This window comes from Streptomyces sp. CA-288835 (assembly GCF_050936385.1).
In the GTDB taxonomy this organism is placed as follows: domain Bacteria; phylum Actinomycetota; class Actinomycetes; order Streptomycetales; family Streptomycetaceae; genus Streptomyces.
Genome location: NZ_JBNJMW010000001.1, coordinates 4,485,156 through 4,504,124, shown reverse-complemented (window position 1 = coordinate 4,504,124; position 18,969 = coordinate 4,485,156). Strand labels below are relative to the sequence as shown.

Sequence of the window (18,969 nt, the reverse complement as noted above, 5' to 3'; positions counted from 1 at the left end):
TCTCTAACCCGCGCTGGTCCGGCACCGCACTGGATGTGGTGACGGGCCGCTAGCCCGCAGCCACCTCACGCGTCCGGTTTGAATACATCTGCCGAACCACCTCCCTTCCGTGTGCCCCACACCTTAGGAAGCGTTCCGAGGTCGTACAACCGCTTTTTTGGGTACGGCCCGAATCTGCGGACTCCGGGAGGGCGGGCAGCGCATGCGCGTAGTGACGTGGAACCTCTGGTGGCGGTTTGGGCCGTGGGAGGAGCGGCGGAAGGCGGTTCTGGCTGTGTTGCGGGATTTGCGGCCGGATGTGGTGGGGCTGCAGGAAGTGTGGGCCTGTGGTGGGGAGAATCTGGCGGGGTGGCTGGCGGAGGAGTTGGGGCTGTACTGGACTTGGGCTGCTTCGGAGGCGCCCGAGTGGTGGCAGCGGCGGCTTGGGGACTCGACGGTTGACTTGGGTAATGCCGTGCTCAGTCGGTGGCCTGTCGTGGACCGGGCGGTGGTGCGGTTGCCGAAGCCAGAGAGGGAAGACGACGGGCGGCTGGCGCTGTATGCGCGGCTGGATGCGCCGGGGCATCCGGTGCCGTTCTTCACCACGCACCTGACGTCCCTCGCGCATGCCTCAGCAGTGCGGTGTGAACAGGTCCGCGTTCTTGCCGGGTTCGTCGCGGAGCATCGTGGCGGGACCGCGTTTCCGCCGGTGGTCACCGGCGATTTCAATGCTTGGCCCGACTCGGACGAGATCCGCCTGTTCGGCGGCTACAAGACCGCACCGGCCGTCCCCGGGCAGGTGTTCCTCGACGCCTGGGAGTACGCGGCTCCAGAGGCTCCGGCGGCCACTTGGGTCGCGGCCAATCCCTACATCAAGCCCGGCAATCCCGACGTCCGCCTCGACTACATCCACGTCGGACCGCCGGGCCCGGACGCCCTCGGTCACGTCCGCTCGGTGCACCGTGCGGGCGACGGCCCCGTCGACGGCGTATGGCCGTCCGACCATGCGGCGGTCGTCGCGGACTTGGCGGCGGTGCCATCCGGCTGACCGGCGCGGGGGCCGCGGGACGTGTGAGGTGCATTTCCGGGGTGCAACGATTTTCTTCAATCTTGTGGGAACCCGGTGTGTGCTGCGTCACGTTCGAGTTGAATGATTCCTAGTGAGTGATTCGTAGTGAGGGAACGGGCGCGCGGGCGAACCGCGCAGGACACGCCGACACGGCCTGCAGGGGGTGCCAGGTGAGTGCTTCCCGGCGTAGTGGGACCACGGACGAGCTCGGGCCGCAGGAGCCCGAGCGGGACGGGTCCGATCTGCTTGCCGCTTTGCTGGATGGGATGGACGCGGCGTTGTGCGCGTTCGACGCCGACGGAGTCGTGACCCATTGGAACCGTGAGGCGGAGCGGATTCTCGGGTGGAGCGCGGAGGAAGCGGTCGGGCGGCGCGGGTTCGCCGGGTGGGCCGTGCGGACCGCGGACGCCGAGGAGGTCGAGAGCCGGCTGATGTCGGCGATGCACGCCCCGGGCCGACAGGTGCACGAGTTCGCGCTGCTCACCAAGGACGGCGGACGGGTCCTCGTACGCACCCAGTCCGCGGCCGTGCGTGGGCCGAACGGGAAGCCGGCAGGCGTCTACTGCGCCTTCAGTGAGGTGCACGCGCAGATCGATCTGGAGCGGTCGATCGCCCTGAGCGAGGCGCTGCTCGAGGACGCGTCATGGGGTGTCGTACTCGTCGACGCCGATCTGCGGCCCGCCGTCGTCAACGCGCACGCGGCTCGCGCGCTCGGCATAGGGCGTACGGCCGTACTGGGGCGTCCCTTGGGCGAGCTGCTCGCGCAGGGTGTCGAGGAGCTGGAGAGCGCGCTGACGCATGTGCTCGCCGAGGGGGCGCCGCCCGCGCCCGCCGAGATGTGGGTGACCGTGCGCACGCCGGAGGGCGAGAAGCGGCGGTGCTGGCGGAGCGGCTTCCTGCGGCTGTCCTCGCCGCTCGCGGAAGAGCCCGTACCGCTCGGTGTCGGCTGGCTCTTCCAGGACGTGACCGAGAGCAAGCAGAGCGAGCAGGAGGCCTCGCAGCTGCGGTTCCGGGCCAACCAGCTGCACCGCGCCGCGCGCGCGGCGGCCGAGTGCGAGGACCCGGCCGAGGCCGCGGTCGTCCACCTGGACTTCTCGCTGGCCGGGTTCGCCGACCATGCGCTGATCGACCGGGTCGCGGGCGGCTCCGTACGGGACGGCGAGGAGACGGTTCGTCTCGTACGGGCCGCTGCCACACCCTCGGGCGCTCCGGGCCCCAGCCTGCCCGCCGATGGACGCGCCGGGCTGCCCGCGCGGTACGCCGAGGGGCATCCCGCCTTCCAGTGCGTGGAGCGGATCGGTTCCGTACGGGCCAGTGCGGGCGCGTCGGATCCCGAGCAGATCCGCGAGTGGGCCGTGGCCCGGCAGTGGCCGGCCGACGCGGTGCACGCCCTGTGCGCGGTGCTGCGCAGCCGGGGCCGGACCTTGGGCGTCGTGACGTTCCTGCGGGGTGCCAGCCGTACGCAGTTCGAGCGGACCGACGCCATGTACGCCGAGGATGTCGCCGTGCGGATCGCCGCGCTGCTGGACCTGGCGGATGAGCGTCTTGCGGAGGGTCGGGAGCGGGGCTGAGCCGCGCCACCGGCCCTCACCTCCGGTAACGGTTCACCGCAGATAGAAGATCCGGTCCGCGTACTCCTCGAAGACGCGGGCGTTCCATTCGTGGCCCCCGTCCACGTTCCCTGAGCGCAGGAGCGGGGGCTCGATGCCGCGGTCCGCGAGGGCGCCCGCCGCCGTGGCCATGACCGCCTGGAGGAGTGCCGAGGTGACGACGCCGGAGGCGGGGGCGAAGGGGGCGGGGACGGTGTCGAGGGTGAGTTCCGCGTCGCCGATCGGGATCTTCGAGTCGAGGACGAGGTCGCAGTGGTCCTTCAGGTACGTACCCGATGCGTGCCGGGATTTCGTCTCGGAGGCGTACGCGACCGAGGTGACCCCGATGACCTTGAGGCCCAGGGCGCGGGCGTGCATGGCCATCTCGATGGGGAGGGCGTTGCGTCCGGAGAGGGAGATGATCACGAGGAGGTCTCCCGCGCGGGCGGGGCTGGAGTCGAGGACGGCGGCGGCGAGGCCTTCGACGCGTTCCAGGGCGGAGCCGAGGGTGGCCGGTACGACGTCCACGCCGACGGCGCCCGGTACGGCGAGGAGGTTCATGAGCGCGAGGCCGCCCGCTCGGTAGACGATCTCCTGCGCGGCGAGCGAGGAGTGTCCGGCGCCGAAGGCGAACAGCCGCCCCTCGGCGGCGACCGTGTCGGCGATCAGCGTCCCGGCGGCCGCGATGCCCTCGGCCTCCTCGTCCCGTACTCGCTCCAGGAGCCCGATCGCGGCGTCGAAGAACTGCCCGCCCAGCTCGCTCCCACTGTTCGTCACCGGCGAAGCCCCTTCGAAGTCGCGTCGCTGAGCGCGCGCCGGGGGAGCCACTGAACCGCCGCCCCGCCACGGCCGTACTCCCGGTCGTGCCGCGGATCACGTTGCGGTCTGGACCAGTGCGCTGTCAATACGGCGACTGGGGCGGGCGCGGAGGCAATCGCCTACCCGCCACGCAGAGATCCGTAACCCTCTGCTTTCGCCCGCACGACACGGTTGTCAGCGGGATGCGTCAGAATTGACGTCAGGGCCAGCGCACACGCCGGTGAGCCACTCAGCCTCCGGCAGATCACATCGAGGGGCACGTATGTCCGGACTGATCGACACCACGGAGATGTATCTCCGCACCATCCTCGAGTTGGAAGAGGAAGGTGTGGTCCCCATGCGCGCCCGTATCGCCGAGCGGCTCGACCAGAGCGGGCCGACCGTCAGCCAGACGGTGGCGCGGATGGAGCGCGACGGCCTGGTGGCGGTCGCCAGCGACCGGCATCTGGAGCTCACGGACGAGGGCCGTCGGCTGGCCACGCGCGTGATGCGCAAGCACCGTCTCGCGGAGTGCCTGCTCGTCGACGTGATCGGTCTGGAGTGGGAGCAGGTGCACGCCGAGGCCTGCCGCTGGGAGCACGTGATGAGTGAGGCGGTCGAGCGGCGCGTACTGGAGCTGCTGCGCCACCCGACCGAGTCGCCGTACGGGAATCCGATCCCGGGCCTGGAGGAGCTGGGCGAGAAGGACGGCGCCGACCCGTTCCTGGACGAGGGCATGGTCTCGCTGGCGGACCTGGACCCCGGGACCGACGGCAAGACGGTCGTCGTACGCCGCATCGGTGAGCCCATCCAGACGGACGCGCAGCTGATGTACACGCTGCGGCGGGCCGGTGTGCAGCCCGGCTCGGTGGTCAGCGTGACGGAGTCCGCGGGCGGCGTCCTGGTGGGCAGCGGCGGCGAGGCGGCTGAGCTGGAGTCGGACACCGCCTCACATGTTTTCGTAGCGAAGCGCTGACGGCGAGTGATCGGTCGGGTTAGGGTTCCCATCTCCTCACAGGGTCGGCCGAAGGGGCGGCTCTGGCGTGGAGAGGTTGCCCCGGGCGCCGATCAGTGGGGGTGGTGCCCGGTCGGTTCACCCCTGCCACAGGGGTGGCCGAACGCACCACGCTCATCGAAGCCATCGATGACCCGGCCAGACACGTACGCCAACGGGCCTTTCTTTGCGGGCAGTTGACCGTTCCTGAGCGCAGCGCATTCACGGGTTGCGTGTAAGTCTGTCTCTGGGAGGAGGGGGGAGACATATGCGCCACGAAACGTTCGAGGGCCCCGGCGCCCTGCGGCGCCGGGGCCTGTCCTCCCCTGTGCTGACCCGGAGCCCCGAGCTCCCAGGGTCATCCCCTGCGGACCGATTTCCCCGAGCGGCCCGCCTCCCGCAGAAGATCTCCCCTCGGCGGCGGCGATCAATCCCGGAGCGAGGTCACTCGAACGAGGGGTGTTACCGTGCATGGAGCGCACTTTCGAACGTGTTTTCGATAACGTGGTGACGAAACCAGCGCACGGAACGCAGGAACAAGCAACGGGCACAACCAGCAAGCACAGGCACCAGGAGCAGCGGAACGACGAGCCAGTACGGGAGCGGCGGCCGACTCGTGTGGGACGAGGAAGCCGAGTGGATCAAGGGGGGTGCCAACGTATGGTGCGGCGCATCGACGTGACCGGAGCAGGCGGTGTAAGCCTCGCCGCCTGGGAGTTCGCCGATCCTCCCAAGACCGGGGAGGTCGACCGGACGCCGGGCGTGCTGTTACTGCACGGTCTGATGGGCCGCGCCTCGCACTGGGCGTCCACCGCCCGCTGGCTCTCCGAGCGGCATCGCGCCGTCGCACTCGACCAGCGCGGCCACGGCCAGAGCGACAAGCCCCCCGAGGGCCCGTACACCCGCGAGGCGTACGTCGACGACGCCGAGGCCGCACTCGAACAGCTCGGTCTCGCCCCGGCCGTACTGATCGGCCACTCCATGGGAGCGCTGACCGCCTGGCAGCTCGCCGCGAAGCGCCCCGACCTCGTCCGCGGCCTCATCATCTGCGATATGCGGGCCTCCGCGCTCGGCGCGGCCTCACAGCGCGAATGGGAGGCGTGGTTCAAGTCCTGGCCCGTCCCCTTCGCCACCCTCGCCGACGTCCGCAAGTGGTTCGGCGAGGACGACCCCTGGGTGGAGCGCCCGAACCCCTCCCGCGGCGAGTTCTACGCCGAGGTCATGGCCGAGTCCGACGACGGCTGGCGCCCCGTCTTCGACCCCGCCCAGATGCTCAAGTCCCGCGAGACCTGGGTCTACGACGCGCACTGGGAGGAACTGGCCCAGGTCCGCTGCCCCGCCCTCGTAGTCCGCGGCCTCGATGGAGAACTCGGCCGCGCCGAGTCCCAGGAGATGGTCCGCGTCCTCCCGCACGGCCAGTACGCGGAGGTCGCCGACGCCGGCCACCTCGTGCACTACGACCAGCCGGATGCTTGGCGGGCGGCGATCGAGCCGTTCTTGGACGGCGTGCTCACGGGGTGAGACGACGCGCGCTCAGGGGCGAGACCTTGGCCGAACCCCTGAGCGCGCCCCTGCCTCACCCCTTGCTCACCGCCGTCAGAATCTCCGGCAGCCGCGCCGCCGTCCGCGGTGCGGAGACTCGCAGCCCCAGCAGCGTGAGACCCGCGCCGTACGCCGTCCCGAGCGGCAGCAGCAGCCACGTCCAGTCCTCGCCGCCCGCCGACCCATGCAGCCAGATCGCGAGCGCGATGACCGGCGCGCACAACAGGGCCGCCGCGAGCATGCCGCCGAAGATGGAGATCCAGGCGAGGCCCCCCTGACCGGGGGCCACGTTCTTGTAGCCCTCCTGCGGGATCGAGTACGGGTAGCGCGCGGAGGACCAGGCGCCGGTGGCCAGCATCGCGCCGAGCAGGGCGAAGGACAGGCCCAGGGCTTCGGGCAGGGCGGGCCAGTCGCCGAGCATCGCCGTGGTCAGGACGGTCACGAACGTCGCGTACGGGAGCGTGATCACCAGGAGCGCCAACGCCCGGCCCCGCAGCTCGACATACGCGTCCCGCGTGGAAGAAATGGTCAGGGCGACCATCCAGAACGCGGACGTGTCCTGCCCGAACTGGTTGTACATCAGGACCCCGAGCATCCCGGCGGCGAAGCAGGCGATGTAGATCGATCCGGTGCCCTGCAGCGCGTTGAACACTGGCACGATCAGCCCGATCGCGAGGTAGGTCACCCAAGCGGCCTTCGTCTTCGGATCGCGCCACACATACCGCAGGCTGCGCTCCATGACCGTGCCCGTACGCCCCGCGGGCAGCAGCCGGAACAGACCGGACGAGCGGCCCGCCGTGTCCCGCGCGGGCTCGGCGGCCTGCAGCGTGGAGCCGTCCGGCGAGGTCATCAACTGGGTCAGACTCCGCTGCCAGAGTGCCAGCAGGACCACCAACGCTCCGGCGCTCAGGGCGAGTTGGGCGACTCCAGTGGCGTACGAACCCTCGCTCACCGAGTCCACAGCGCCGATCGCCGAGGCGGGCGGCACCCAGCGCAGCACCTCGGCCGCCGGATCCAGCGTCGACAGGCCTGAGGAACCGAGCTTCTGCGCCCCGAAGTTGACGAGCTGCGCGCCCACGGCGATCACCAGGCCGCTCAGTACGGCGAGATCGCGGCCCTTACGGCTGCTCAGCAGCCGGATGTTGGCCGCCGCGACGGCACGCGCGAGGGCCACACAGACCAGCAGCGCGAGGACGATCGCGACGACCCCGGTGACGTACGCGGCCATGCCGTGCGCCATCGCGATCACGGAACCGGCGAACATGCACAGCGTGAACAGCGGCCCGATCCCGACCAGCGAGGCCACCAGCAGGGCCCGCACGAGAGGGCGCGGTTGCAGCGGCAGCATCACCAGGCGGGTGGGGTCGAGGGTCTCGTCACCGCTGGGGAAGAACAGGGGCATCGTGGCCCAGCCGAGCGCCAGGATCGCGGTGAGCAGCACGGTGACGCTCGCCGCGTGCGCGTTGCCGCGCAGCACGATCAGGCCGATGAGCTGGAGCGCGGCGAAGAGCAGAGTGACGACGATCGACGCGACGTACGCGGCCCGCCGTCCGGCCGACTGCCGCAGACCGTTGCGCAGCAGGGACAGCTTCAGGCGTACGAAGACGGGGGTGATCGATTCTGCAGAGGTGGCCGTGGTCATCGGGCGCCGCCGCCCAGCCAGTCGAGGTCGGAGGTGGTGTCGCGGCCGTTCGCTCCGACGAGTTCGAGGAAGGCCTGCTGGAGGGAGCGTTCCGTGCCGCGCACCTCGGCGAGCGTTCCGTGGGCGCGGATGCGGCCCGCGGCCATCACGGCGACCCAGTCGCACAGCGACTCGACCAGCTCCATGACATGGGAGGAGAAGACGACGGTGGCGCCGGAGGCGGTGTAGCGCTCCAGGACGCCGCGGATCGTCTGCGCGGAGACGGGGTCGACGCCCTCGAACGGCTCGTCCAGGAAAAGGACTTCGGGGTTGTGGAGCAGGGCGGAGGCGAGGGCGATCTTCTTCCGCATCCCGGTCGAGTAGTCGACGACCAGCTTGTGCTGGGCACCGGCCAGGTCCAGTACGTCCAGGAGCTGGGTGGCCCGCTTGTCGACCTCGGCACCGGGCAGCCCCCGCAGCCGCCCGGTGTACGCGAGGAGTTCCCGCCCCGACAGCCGCTCGAACAGCCGCAGCCCCTCGGGCAGCACCCCGATACGCGCTTTGACTTGAGCCGGATCCCGCCACACGTCATGCCCGACGACCTCGACGGACCCCTGGTCGGGCCGAAGCAGCCCGGTCACCATCGACAGAGTCGTGGTCTTCCCGGCCCCATTAGGCCCGACCAGCCCGATGAACCGCCCAGCGGGCAACTCCAGATCAACCCCCGCAACAGCAATCTGCTCCCCGAACCGCTTCCACAACCCCTGCACGCGTACGGCGACTTGAACCGCCGTTGTTCCCTCGGTCATGGGGGCACGATACGGGGGAGCGCCCCGTCAGGGGCCCCGTAGGGGCGCGGGGAACTGCGCGACCAGCCCCATCCGGCCCGCAGATGACGAACTGCCTACCCGCGGAGCGACCGCCGCACATCCCGCCCACACGCATAAGCGATCGGCGAGATCAACTCCTCGGCATCCGGCAGCCAACGATTCTCGGACGTGGGCCGACAGGCCCACTGAACCCTCCCGTGCGCCCCGAACCGCGTAGGCGGCGCAGCCACATACGCCCCCTCCCCGAGCACATCCAGATCCAGCGACGCAAGCGGCCACCCCAACTTCCGTACAAGATCGGGCACCTTCACGTTCGCCCCCGGCAGCACAAAGAACTGCACCCGCCGATCCGGCGTGCACGTCACCGGCCCCAGCGACAGCTCCATCCGCTTCATCCGGGCCAGCGCGAGGAACCCCGCCGTCTCCGGAACGGAAATCGCGTCGAACGTACGGCCCGTGGGCAGCAGAATCGACGCGGTCGGCCGCTTCGCCCACAGCCGGCGCGCAACGGTCGCACTGCCCGTCGCCTGCGTCGGCCAGTCCTCCCGCGCCGGATGCGCGCCGGGCGCGGCGCACGCGGGCTCGCCGCACGAGCAGCGCTGCACCCCGTCGACGGCTTCCAGCCAAGTGCCGGGAAACACGTCCCAGTGGCGCTCTTCGGCGTAGCGCACGGCGATGTCCTGCAGAGTCTCCCCGCGCTGCTTGGGGATCCGCGCGGTTTCGGTGCTCGTGATCGTCTCTTCCATGCTCAGCTCAACTGCGTCACCCATTTGGCGTTACGGCCCCGGCGTGCGCGGTGGGGGAGCACCGTTTTCGCATGTGGGGCGCATGGATGCATGGGTGGGGGCGCGCACGGGCAACGGCAGCGGGGGCTGGGTAGCCAGGTGTGGGGGACGGCACCAGCCATTACCCCGGCAATCCTCATATGTCCCGCATCTTCAGTATGTGGGCGGGGCATTGATCTTCGAGGCCGGAACTTTTCGCTCCTTTCACGAGCCGGAAGTTCGGCCGCTGAGGACACGTCTACTCGGTGCGTGGGCAGGCACCGCAGCCACAGGGGGTACGCCATGGCCGCAAGGCCGCTCGTCGCAAGGCAGCCGAACGAACGGCTGCAGGCGCTCATCCAGGAAGCGGGCTGCTCGAACGCCGGGCTGGCCCGCCGGGTCAATATGTGCGGCGCGGAACACGGTCTCGATCTGCGCTACGACAAAACGTCCGTGGCGCGCTGGCTGCGCGGACAGCAGCCACGCGGCCGGGCGCCGGCCATCATCGCCGAGGCGCTGGGCCGCAAGCTGGGCCGGACGGTCACGGTCGACGAGATCGGGATGGCGAACGGCAAGAACCTCGCCTCCGGGGTGGGCTTGCAGTTCTCGCCGACGGTCGTCGGCGCCATAGAGCAGGTCTGCGAGCTGTGGCGCAGCGACGTGGGGCGCCGTGACTTCCTGTCCGGTTCGTCCGTCGCCGCCTCCGCGCTCGTCGAGCCGAGCCGCGACTGGCTGATCTCCTCGCCGGACGCACAGGTGGCGCGCTCGGCGGGGCCACGGGTCGGGTCGGCGGACGTGGCGGCCGTGAAGGCGATGACGCAGGCGCTGGTGGATCTGGACCACCAGTACGGCAGCGGGCACGTACGCCCGGTGGTCGTGCACTACCTGAACAGCGTGGTCTCCGGGCTGCTGGCGGGCTCGTACCGGGAAGCGGTGGGGCGTGAACTGTTCGCGGCGGTCGCGCGGTTGACGGAGCTGGCGGGCTATATGGCCGTCGACACCGGGCAGCCGGGGCTCGCGCAGCGCTACTACATCCAGGCGCTGCGGCTCGCGCAGGCGGCGGGCGACCGCGGGTACGGCGGGTACGTACTTGCCGCGTCTATGAGCCACCTGGCCGCGCAGCTCGGGAATCCGCGGGAGATCGCGCAGTTGGCGCGCGCGGCGCAGGAGGGGGCGCGTGGGCGGGTGACCCCGCGTGCGGAGGCGATGTTCCACGCCGCGGAGGCGCGCGGGCATGCGCTCATGGGAGACGCGCGGGCCGCCCAGGTGGCGTCGGGGCGGGCGGTCAACGCCATGGAGTCGGCCGACGACGCCTCCGGGGACGATCCGCGGTGGATCGCGCACTTCGACGAGGCATATCTGGCCGATGAGTTGGCGCATTGTCATCGGGACCTCGGGCAGGCGCAGGCGGCCGCGCGGTGCGCGGAGGAGTCCCTCGCCGGGCACCCGGAGTCGCGCGCCCGGCGCCGCGCGATCGGGTTCGTCCTGCTGGCCACCGCGCAGGTGCAGCAGCGGGAGGTGGAACAGGCCTGCCATACAGGGATGAAGGCGGTCGAACTCCTCGACACACTCCGCTCCAACCGTGGCGCCGAGTACCTGGAAGACTTCCAGCAGCGGCTGACGCCGTACCAGGACGAGCCTGCGGTACGGGAGTTCGGGGCGCGGCTGGATCTGCAGGCCGCGGCGTAACGGGGCCATTAACAGCGTCCCGCGCGGCGATTCCGTTACGCGTGCGCGGTGGGGCGAGAGTCACGTCCTGAGCTGCGTGGCATCGGGTTGTGGGGACCCGGTAGCGTGAACCGACGATTCCGTAGGTCCCCCATACGTAGGAGTCCCGGTGACGCAGAACGGACAGGGCGAGGAGCCCGCGCCGCGCCAAGCGCGCGAAGGCATCGTGCTGCCGTCCGACGGCAGCGCCCCCCTCCTGCCCGGCGCCGCACCGGACCACACAACCCCGGCAGGCGGCCAGTCCTGGGACCAGCCCTGGGGCCCGGGCCGACCGCCACAGACTCCGCCGGGTCCGGAGCACGGCGGCCAGCCGGAGGGTTGGCCGGACCCGGCACAGAACGGGCAGGCGTCCGCCCCGTCGTGGGGCGCGCAGTCCGACGCCTCGTCTGGGTGGGACGGCGACCTGGGGGCGGGGTCGGGGTACGGGGTGCAGGGCTCTGCCCCGGGAACGGGGTACGGAGCGCAGGTCTCCGATCAGGCGTCGCAGTACGGAGCACAGGGCTCAGCCCCGGCACCGCAGTACGGGACGCAGGCTTCCGCACCGGAGCCGCAGCACGGGACGCAGAACGCCGACGCGCCGCCCCAGTGGGGCGCCGCCCCGTCTGCGCCGGGCGAGGGGGGCCACCAGCCCCCTCCGGCCCACGCATCGGCTCCCCAGGCGGGGCAGTCGGCTGACGCGGGAGGGCTTCCTCCGGAGGGCCAGACCCCGCCGCCACAGGGGGCTGAGGGGTACGGGGCACCGCAGACGCCGGGCGGCTCTGCGGGGCAGCCCCAGATCGGATACGGCGCTCCGCAGGCGGCTGCCGGCTCCACTGGTTCGCAGGCGCCGGATGCGTACGGCATGTCGCAGGCTGCCGATGGCCAGAATGCGCCGCTGCCTCCGGCGGAGAACCCGACGCCGCAGATGCCGGGTGGCTCCGCGGGACAGCAGCCCCAGATCGGATACGGCGCTCCGCAGGCGGCCGCCGGCGCCGGTTCGCAGACGACAGATGCGCACGGCATGCCGCAGGCTGCTCTTGGTCAGACGGCGCCGCTGCCTCCGTCGGAGAATCCGGCACCGCAGATGCCGGGTGCCCCGGCTGGGGCGCAGGCGCCGGGCGGCTACGCGCCCTTGCCAGATTTCGCCGGGCAGTCGGTGCCGCACGGATCCGGCAGGCACGGCGCCCCGCACGGGCCTGCTGAGCCCGCCGCCTCGCAGGCGCCCGATGTCTACGGCGCCTCCCAGCCACAGTCGGGTCAGGCGTCGCCGCTTCCCTCGGCTCAGCATCCGGCACCGCAGGGGGCCGCCCGCTCCACAGCTCAGCAGACGCCCGGCGCCCCCGCAGGCTCCCCGGCACTAGCCGCGTACGACCCCTCGCAGACCTCAGCCGGTCAAGCGGCACCCCTTCCTCCCGCCGAGATTCCGGCGCAAGCGCAGGGCAGGCACTCGGCGCCCCTGCCGCCCGCAGCTGGTGCTGATGAAGGCGCCACCCAGTACCTGCCGCCGGTTCCGGCCGGGGCGCCCGGTGATGAGGGGGCCACCCAGTACATCCCTCCGGTGGGTCCGGGGGCTCTGCCGCCGGAGGCGCCGGCGGGGTCCGAGGCCGAGGCGACGCGGTTCCTCGGGCGGGTTCGGCAGGGCGGTCTGGGGCCGATGCCCGCCGCAGGAGCCGCCGCCGCAGGGGCGGGCGCCGGGCCCATGCCTCCCGCCGCCGACGGCGACCCGGACGCCCAGGCCACGCAGTACATCCCGCCGGTTCCCGCGCAGCCCGGCGGGGGCGGCGCGGCGTACGGGATACGGCCGGGTGCGCCGGGTGATCGGCAGCCGCCGGCCGAGTTCGACAACCTCTTTCGGGAGTCCTCGGACGGTCCGAACGCCACGCAGCAGTTGCCGCAGGTCGACCTGCCGGGGGCGCCCGGCGGACGGGCCGCAGCCCGGCGCGAGCGTGGGGCTGCGGACAGCGGCCATGGCAACGGCAACGGTGGCAGGAGCCGGGGCCGTATCCCCCTCATCGCCGCCGTGGGCGTCGGCATCGCCGTGCTCGGTATCGGCGCGGGCGCCATGCTCAGCGACAGCGGAGGTGACGACGGCGGCGACGAGAACAAGACCGTGGCAGCCACCGCCCCCACCGCGGAGGAGTCGCCGTCCGCCTCCGCCGACCCGGCCAAGGCGCAGGCCGTGGCCCTCGACAAGCTCCTGGCGGACAGCAACGACAGCCGTGACGCGGTGATCAGGGCCGTATCCAACGTACGGACGTGCACCAATCTCGGTCAGGCCGCCACCGACCTGCGTAACGCTGCCACTCAGCGCAACGGACTGGTCACCCGTCTCGCGGGCCTTTCCGTCGACAAGCTGCCCAACCACGCCCAGTTGACCGCCGCCCTCAACAGCGCCTGGAAGGCCTCCGCCGCGGCGGACAACCACTACGCGGCCTGGGCCGACCAGGTAGCCGCCAAGAAGGGCTGCCCCAAGGGCAAGGCCCGCACCACGCCCCAAACGCGGGCGGGCAACCGCGAATCCGGCACCGCAACTACCCAGAAGGCGAAGGCCGCTCCGCTGTGGAACGCCATCGCCCAGACGTACGGCTTGACGGAGCGTCAGCCCACGCAGCTGTGACCTTCGCCGGTCTGGCGGCGCCTACCGGGTGGGTGCGTTCGGTTCATGGGCGACTGCAGGCCCGTCGTGGCTGGTCGCGCAGTTCCCCGCGCCCCTGACGGGGCGCTAGCCGGCGTTTTCGAGGATCCGGGACACGTTAGTGAACCCCTTCCGAGCCGCCACCAGTTGCCCGTCCCGCACCACCTGGAACGTCACGTTCGAGTTGATCAGCCGCGGGAAGCCGCTCGCCGCGATCAAGTCCGAGAAGGCCCAGCTCAGCGTGGGCGTCAGCCCGGCCGTTTCGATCTTCAGGCCGTCGTCCAGCGCCCGCCGCACCGTGCGGGCGGACACCTCGCCGTCGCCCAGTGACTCGACGGTCTTCTTCAGGACCTCGTAGGCGATCCACGTGGTCTGCACGCCCGCGTCCGAGGCGTCGATCCGGTTGTCGCCGAAGGCTTCCTTCTGGATCACGTCGCGCATCGCTTTCCACCGCGAGTCGCTCGACGCGGGGTACCAGCCGGTGACGTACGACCCCTCGTACGTACGGCCCGTGGCGTTGATCACCGACTGGTCGACGCTGCCGAGCACGGTCGCGGTCCGCACCGACGGATAGTCGTCGGCGATGCGCCGGAAGGAGTCCATGAAGGTGCTGGTGCGGTCGCCGAGCGCGGGCACCACGCACCCCTTCTTGCCCGTGGGGTCGGAGGTGGCCCGCTCGATCGCCTGCTCGGCATGCCGCGAGTACTCCGTGGCGTCGTCGGCGGCCCGCAGATCGGCGGCCTCCGCGTGCTTCTCGGCGGAGAGCCCGGAGTCGAGCAGTACCGGCAGCTCGTCACCGGCGATCGTGTCGGGGCGTACGAGGGCGACGGGGCCGCAGTTCGTGGCGAGCTCCCGGCCGAGTCCGGCCAGCAGCGCCGGCTGGCCGCCGTTGACGGGATAGGAGAGCGGACTGGTGAACTCGTCGTCGGTGAGGCCGTATCCGCCTATGTACGGGATGCCGGCCGCCTCCAGCGGGGAGAGGAGGGAACGGCCGTACTGGCTGTACGAGCCCACGACCGCGACGACGTCCTCCTTGACCGCGCGCCGGGCACACTCGGCGGCGCGCACCGAGTCGTTCTGGTCGTTGCAGGTGATGACGTTCAGCTTGCGGCCGTTGATGCCGCCGCCCTTGTTGATCCAGCGGGCATAGGCCTTCGCCATGGCGGGCATACCGGGCTTGTTCGTCGCCTTGGTCTTCTCCGGCGCCATGGTCATGACGGTGACGGTGTCGCCTCCGGAGCCCCCCGTGACCCCGGAGACCACCCCGCATCCAGCGGCCAGGGAGGCACACGCCACCAGGGCGCCCGCGGACAGCATGCTGGCCTTGACGCGTCGGGAGCTGAGACGGTGGGGGGTGCTACGCCTGCCGGTCATGAGCATGCACGATTCCGCCACATTCCAAATGCCCGAGTGATCTTGCTTCAACATTCGGTTACGCAAAGGTGAATAGCAGGGGTCCATGAGGACTGTTTCGGGCGGGAACGTACGATCGGTGACCGTGCAAGGTTCGGAGAAGTCTTCCCGTCATGGCCGCCGCTCATCCACCATGGGCGGCATGGCACTCAACGACATGCCGTGGTGGCGCTGGCGCAGCAATGTGCGCTCCGCGCTGCACATGCTCTCCGACCCCGGATTCCAGCAGAACGTCTGGCTCGCGGGCGTGGACGGGTACGGCGACGTCACCGACGCCGTGTACCGCCTCGTCGAGGACACCTGGCTGGACAACTGGTCCGCCGAGAAATACGTCGGCACGATCTTCCGGGACTCGCAGGAGGCGGCACTCGTCGACACCGCCGTACTGCGCGTACTGCGGATCATGCACCAGGTGGGTCCGGACGCGCCCGTCTCCGCGTACCTCGACCACCAGGCGTGGCCCGAGGCCATACGGGCCGCCCGCGACGCGCATGTGCGAATGGCGGCGAGCGACGGGGAGGACCCGGACGTACCGCCGCGCACACTCGAGGTCCTCCGGATCATGACTCGGTCCGCCTGACCGTATTCACGTATGCCCACCCCTCCGGCCGTACGTCCGTGAAGTGGGACGAGTACTCATCGTGTCGTACCGATATGGGACCCTGGCAGGCATGACCGAGCAGTCCGTGCGCAGGGCCGAGCCCGCCGCCTACCAGGCCGACCAGTACGTGCTGACCCTCTCCTGCCCGGACAAGAAGGGGATCGTGCACGCCGTGTCGAGCTACCTCTTCATGACCGGGTGCAACATCGAGGACAGCCAGCAGTTCGGCGACCACGACACGGGACTGTTCTTCATGCGGGTCCACTTCTCCGCGGAACCTCCGGTCAGCCTGGACAAGCTGCGCGCCAGCTTCGCCGCGATCGGTGACTCCTTCCAGATGGACTGGCAGCTGGACCGCGCCGAGGAGAAGATGCGCGTCGTCCTCATGGTCAGCAAGTTCGGCCACTGCCTGAACGACCTGCTGTTCCGCGCCCGGATCGGCGCGCTGCCCGTCGAGATCGCCGCCGTGGTGTCCAACCACACCGACTTCGCCGAACTCGTCGCCTCGTACGACATCCCCTTCCACCACCTCCCGGTCGCCAAGGACACGAAGGCGCAGGCCGAGGCGCAGCTCCTGGAGCTCGTGCGCGAGGAGAAGGTCGAGCTGGTCGTTCTCGCCCGCTATATGCAGGTCCTCTCCGACGACCTGTGCAAGCAGTTGAGCGGCCGGATCATCAACATTCACCACTCCTTCCTGCCGAGCTTCAAGGGCGCGAAGCCGTATCACCAGGCGCACGCGCGCGGTGTGAAGCTGATCGGTGCCACCGCGCACTATGTGACGGCCGACCTCGACGAGGGCCCGATCATCGAGCAGGAGGTCGAGCGCGTGGGCCATGAGGTCACGCCGGAACAACTCGTCGCCGTAGGGCGCGATGTGGAGTGCCAGGCGCTGGCACGCGCGGTCAAGTGGCACGCGGAGCGCCGGATCCTGCTGAACGGACGGCGCACGGTCGTCTTCGCGTAGGCGCTCCGCTGGGGGTGCGGTTCGAAGCTGCGGGTTCGTTGTGGCTGGTCGGGCCCCGCGGCGGAGCCGCACATGTCACAGCCCCGCGCCCCTGACGGGGCGCCGTATCGCGCCGGACTTCGGGAAGTCGGCTCAGCACGCTTCAGAAGCGCCCTGACGCCTGGCGTGTGGGCGTACGCCCCCTACATCCGGCTCATTGAAGCCGCCGCGAACAATACGTCCCTGATCGCCTCCCGGTCGCCCTTCTGTCCGGCCGCCGCCTCCAGGGGTGAGATATGGCCGGCCGCCAGTCGGCAGAACTCGACGCCGTCGAGCGCCACATGGGCCACTTCGAGGTCGGCGGACGCCAGCGCGCCGGGGGAGTCGAGCGGGATGAGCCACTCGCCACCACCGGAGCCCTCGATCTCCAGGCGCAGGGTGCGGCCTGGCGTACCGGCCGGCACGAGATGCCGCGCGCTGCCGGGCCCGGCGAGCCCCGCCTGGCGGCGGGCGGCCAGCACCCGGGGCAGCATGCGGGCGGCGAGTTCGAGTATCCGGTACAGCTGCCGCGGCGCGGGCGGCTCGTACGGATAGTCCACGGCGTCCGCGATGTCCGCGGCATGCACCCAGCACTCGAAGGCCCGGTCCAGCATCGCGTCCCGCAGCGGGAGTTCGAAGTCGCCGTACGGCACGGACAGCTGCCCGGAGCCTCCGCCCGCGAACGACGCCGTACGCACGAGGTTGTGGCTCTGCTCGCGCCAGGGTCCCCGTACGGACCGGGTGTGCGGGAAGTGCGCCGCCTGCCAGAAGGCCTCGGTGCGGCCCGCCGGGGTCTGCGCGGGCGCGGTGATGTCGCCGAGCGGGTCGTCGAGGCCGAGGGCGAGGGTGACGAGGCCGTCGACGGCCAGCAGGTGGGCGATGACCTTGGCGACGGTCGTACGCCGGCTCGTGGGCTTGTCGCCCTCGAACCAGTGCAGCCGTACGGGCGCGTGCCACTCGGCGTCGCCGAAGTCCTGGAGCAGCGCGTCGAGGCGGGCGGCCTCCGCGTCGTACGGGACGGCCCAGTCGGGCACCGGGATACGGGGCGGGCGTCGCTCGAGAGCCCCCTCGAGGACCCGGCAGCGCAGCCGCGGATCCAGGTCGAGGCTCTCCGGTTTGTGCAGCAGCCCGACGGCCTCGCGCAGCCGCAGCGCCTCGTCGGCGCAGGCCCCGCAGAGGCCGAGGTGCTCTTCGACGGCCGCCGTCTCCTCCGGCGAGCACGCGGCCAGCGCCCAGGCGCCGAGCAACGACTGCAGCACCCGGTGTTCGAGCAGCAGCGGCGCCGGCGGCGGATCGGGCAGCGGCATCCCGGTGTCCTCCACGGAGGAACGCGGCATGGGGATGGGCAGCGGGCCTCCGGACTCTTGACCGCTGCCGGGGCCCTTGGAGTCGCCCGGACCTTGCGGTCCGTTGCTGCTGTCCCAGCCGTTCTGGCCGGGTGGTCCGGCTACTCCGGGCGGCCCCTTGCCCTGGGCACCCACAGGGCCGAGGTGCTCCCCCTCCGCTTCCGCGTGCTCCCCAGGCGCGGCCTGCGCGTCGTGGGTGTCGCCCTTCTCTTCTCCGTCGTTCCCGTCGTACGCCCCGAAGTGGTCCGCGTCGCTCACCGTCCACCCCCGTCTTCGGGCAGGGCCCCGGACGGTCCGCTGTCGTGGGCGGTGGCCAGCAGTTGGAGGCCGAGACGGAGCCGGCGGCGGGCCTCGTCCTCGGTGACGTCCAGGTCGGCGGCGGCCTGGCGGTAGTCGCGGCGCTGTACGTACGCCAGGTCCAGGGCCGCGCGCAGCGGGGCGGGCATCGCCGTGACGATGTAGTCGGCGCGGGCGGCCACCGAGGCGCGACGCACCCTGCGCTCCAGTTCCTCCGCGCTGCCCGGGCCGCCCTCGGCGAGCGCGGCCGCCTCGGTCTCCCGCAGGCGCCGCACAGCGAGCCGGTGGGTCAGCGTGGCGATCCAGGAGCGGAGGGGGCCCTGCCTGGGGTCGTACGCGTCCGGGTTCTCCCAGGCGTGGGCGAACACCTCGCGGGTGATGCTGTCGGCGGCGCGTTCGTCACTGAGCACGCGATAGGCAAGAGCGTGCACAAGTGAAGAGAAACGGTCGTAAAGCTCACCGAGTGCGGCAGCCTCCCCTCGTGCGAGCCGCTGCTGCATCTTGCGGTCCCAGCGGGGCGGCGCGTCCCTGTCGGCCATGCGGCCCCCCTCACCCCGGTCGTGCCCGGCACCTGTCCCTTGTTCACCGGATTCTCCTCGGACCTCGTCGGATCCGCGTCCCCGGCATCTTCCCGAATGTAGTCGTCGGCCCTTACGGCGCACGTCCCTTTACGGCAATGCGCGCCCCTGAGAGGGCCGCGGATGGTAGTGCTCTCCTCACGCTGTGCATGCGCCTACCCTTTCTGCTTCTGATCAGACAGGATCGAAGTAGACCGCGTACGACCGAATCGGGGGGCGCCCGG

15 protein-coding genes are annotated in these 18,969 nt (G+C 71.1%); 8 read left to right on the top strand and 7 right to left on the bottom strand.

Features of this window, described 5'->3' with window-relative positions; all coding sequences use genetic code 11:
* Positions 1-202 precede the first annotated feature (202 nt).
* On the top strand, positions 203-1,027 hold the full coding sequence (locus tag ACQEVY_RS20095) for an endonuclease/exonuclease/phosphatase family protein (protein ID WP_432950412.1): 825 nt from the start codon (positions 203-205) through the stop codon (positions 1,025-1,027).
* A gap of 191 nt (positions 1,028-1,218) precedes the next feature.
* Entirely contained in the window at positions 1,219-2,619 is a 1,401-nt protein-coding gene (locus ACQEVY_RS20090) for a PAS domain-containing protein (RefSeq protein ID WP_432950410.1), read from the top strand.
* Between the two features lie 33 nt (positions 2,620-2,652).
* Here ACQEVY_RS20090 and ACQEVY_RS20085 read toward each other — a convergent pair whose 3' ends face one another.
* Positions 2,653-3,393: an SIS domain-containing protein gene (locus tag ACQEVY_RS20085; RefSeq protein WP_432955310.1), complete on the bottom strand. Its 741-nt coding sequence runs from the start codon at positions 3,391-3,393 to the stop codon at positions 2,653-2,655.
* A gap of 325 nt (positions 3,394-3,718) precedes the next feature.
* Between ACQEVY_RS20085 and ACQEVY_RS20080 the strand changes: the two genes are divergently transcribed.
* Positions 3,719-4,411, top strand: coding sequence for a metal-dependent transcriptional regulator (locus ACQEVY_RS20080; protein WP_432950408.1), 693 nt, complete (start codon positions 3,719-3,721; stop codon positions 4,409-4,411).
* A gap of 678 nt (positions 4,412-5,089) precedes the next feature.
* Positions 5,090-5,950 carry an alpha/beta fold hydrolase gene (locus ACQEVY_RS20075; protein ID WP_165341077.1) on the top strand — a complete coding sequence of 287 codons (861 nt, stop codon included), beginning with the start codon at positions 5,090-5,092 and terminating at the stop codon, positions 5,948-5,950.
* A 55-nt stretch (positions 5,951-6,005) separates the two neighbouring features.
* Here the strand turns inward: ACQEVY_RS20075 and ACQEVY_RS20070 are convergent, their stop codons facing one another.
* The 3 genes from ACQEVY_RS20070 to ACQEVY_RS20060 form a co-directional block, all read right to left on the bottom strand.
* The gene (locus tag ACQEVY_RS20070; protein WP_432950406.1) at positions 6,006-7,613 is read right to left on the bottom strand and encodes a transporter; all 1,608 of its coding nucleotides are present in this window, start codon (positions 7,611-7,613) and stop codon (positions 6,006-6,008) included.
* Complete coding sequence (locus ACQEVY_RS20065; RefSeq protein WP_432950404.1) at positions 7,610-8,401, bottom strand: ABC transporter ATP-binding protein; 792 nt, start codon at positions 8,399-8,401, stop codon at positions 7,610-7,612. Before ACQEVY_RS20065 ends, ACQEVY_RS20070 begins: the two co-directional genes overlap by 4 nt.
* Positions 8,402-8,496: 95 nt before the next feature.
* On the bottom strand, positions 8,497-9,168 hold the full coding sequence (locus ACQEVY_RS20060; RefSeq protein WP_432950402.1) for a bifunctional DNA primase/polymerase: 672 nt from the start codon (positions 9,166-9,168) through the stop codon (positions 8,497-8,499).
* Between the two features lie 321 nt (positions 9,169-9,489).
* Here ACQEVY_RS20060 and ACQEVY_RS20055 point away from each other — a divergent pair, with 321 nt between their 5' ends.
* Positions 9,490-10,875, top strand: a complete 1,386-nt coding sequence (locus ACQEVY_RS20055; RefSeq protein WP_432950400.1) for a transcriptional regulator — start codon at positions 9,490-9,492, stop codon at positions 10,873-10,875.
* 1,039 nt (positions 10,876-11,914) lie between these two features.
* Positions 11,915-13,510, top strand: a complete 1,596-nt coding sequence (locus tag ACQEVY_RS20050; RefSeq protein ID WP_432955308.1) for a hypothetical protein — start codon at positions 11,915-11,917, stop codon at positions 13,508-13,510.
* Positions 13,511-13,615: 105 nt separating this feature from the next.
* On the opposite strand, the gene ACQEVY_RS20045 is transcribed toward ACQEVY_RS20050, so the two are convergent.
* Positions 13,616-14,902 (bottom strand): ABC transporter substrate-binding protein, encoded by a 1,287-nt coding sequence (locus ACQEVY_RS20045; protein WP_432950398.1) that lies wholly within the window; start codon positions 14,900-14,902, stop codon positions 13,616-13,618.
* A 118-nt stretch (positions 14,903-15,020) separates the two neighbouring features.
* Here ACQEVY_RS20045 and ACQEVY_RS20040 point away from each other — a divergent pair, with 118 nt between their 5' ends.
* Complete coding sequence (locus ACQEVY_RS20040; protein WP_432950396.1) at positions 15,021-15,521, top strand: SCO4402 family protein; 501 nt, start codon at positions 15,021-15,023, stop codon at positions 15,519-15,521.
* Positions 15,522-15,612: 91 nt separating this feature from the next.
* Entirely contained in the window at positions 15,613-16,506 is an 894-nt protein-coding gene (purU, locus tag ACQEVY_RS20035) for a formyltetrahydrofolate deformylase (RefSeq protein WP_432950394.1), read from the top strand.
* Positions 16,507-16,688: 182 nt separating this feature from the next.
* Here purU and ACQEVY_RS20030 read toward each other — a convergent pair whose 3' ends face one another.
* A complete protein-coding gene (locus ACQEVY_RS20030) occupies positions 16,689-18,128 on the bottom strand; it encodes a zf-HC2 domain-containing protein (protein ID WP_432950392.1) in 1,440 nt (479 codons plus the stop codon).
* Complete coding sequence (locus tag ACQEVY_RS20025) at positions 18,125-18,706, bottom strand: RNA polymerase sigma factor (RefSeq protein WP_328769655.1); 582 nt, start codon at positions 18,704-18,706, stop codon at positions 18,125-18,127. The genes ACQEVY_RS20030 and ACQEVY_RS20025 overlap by 4 nt, the downstream gene beginning before the upstream one ends.
* Positions 18,707-18,969 lie beyond the last annotated feature (263 nt).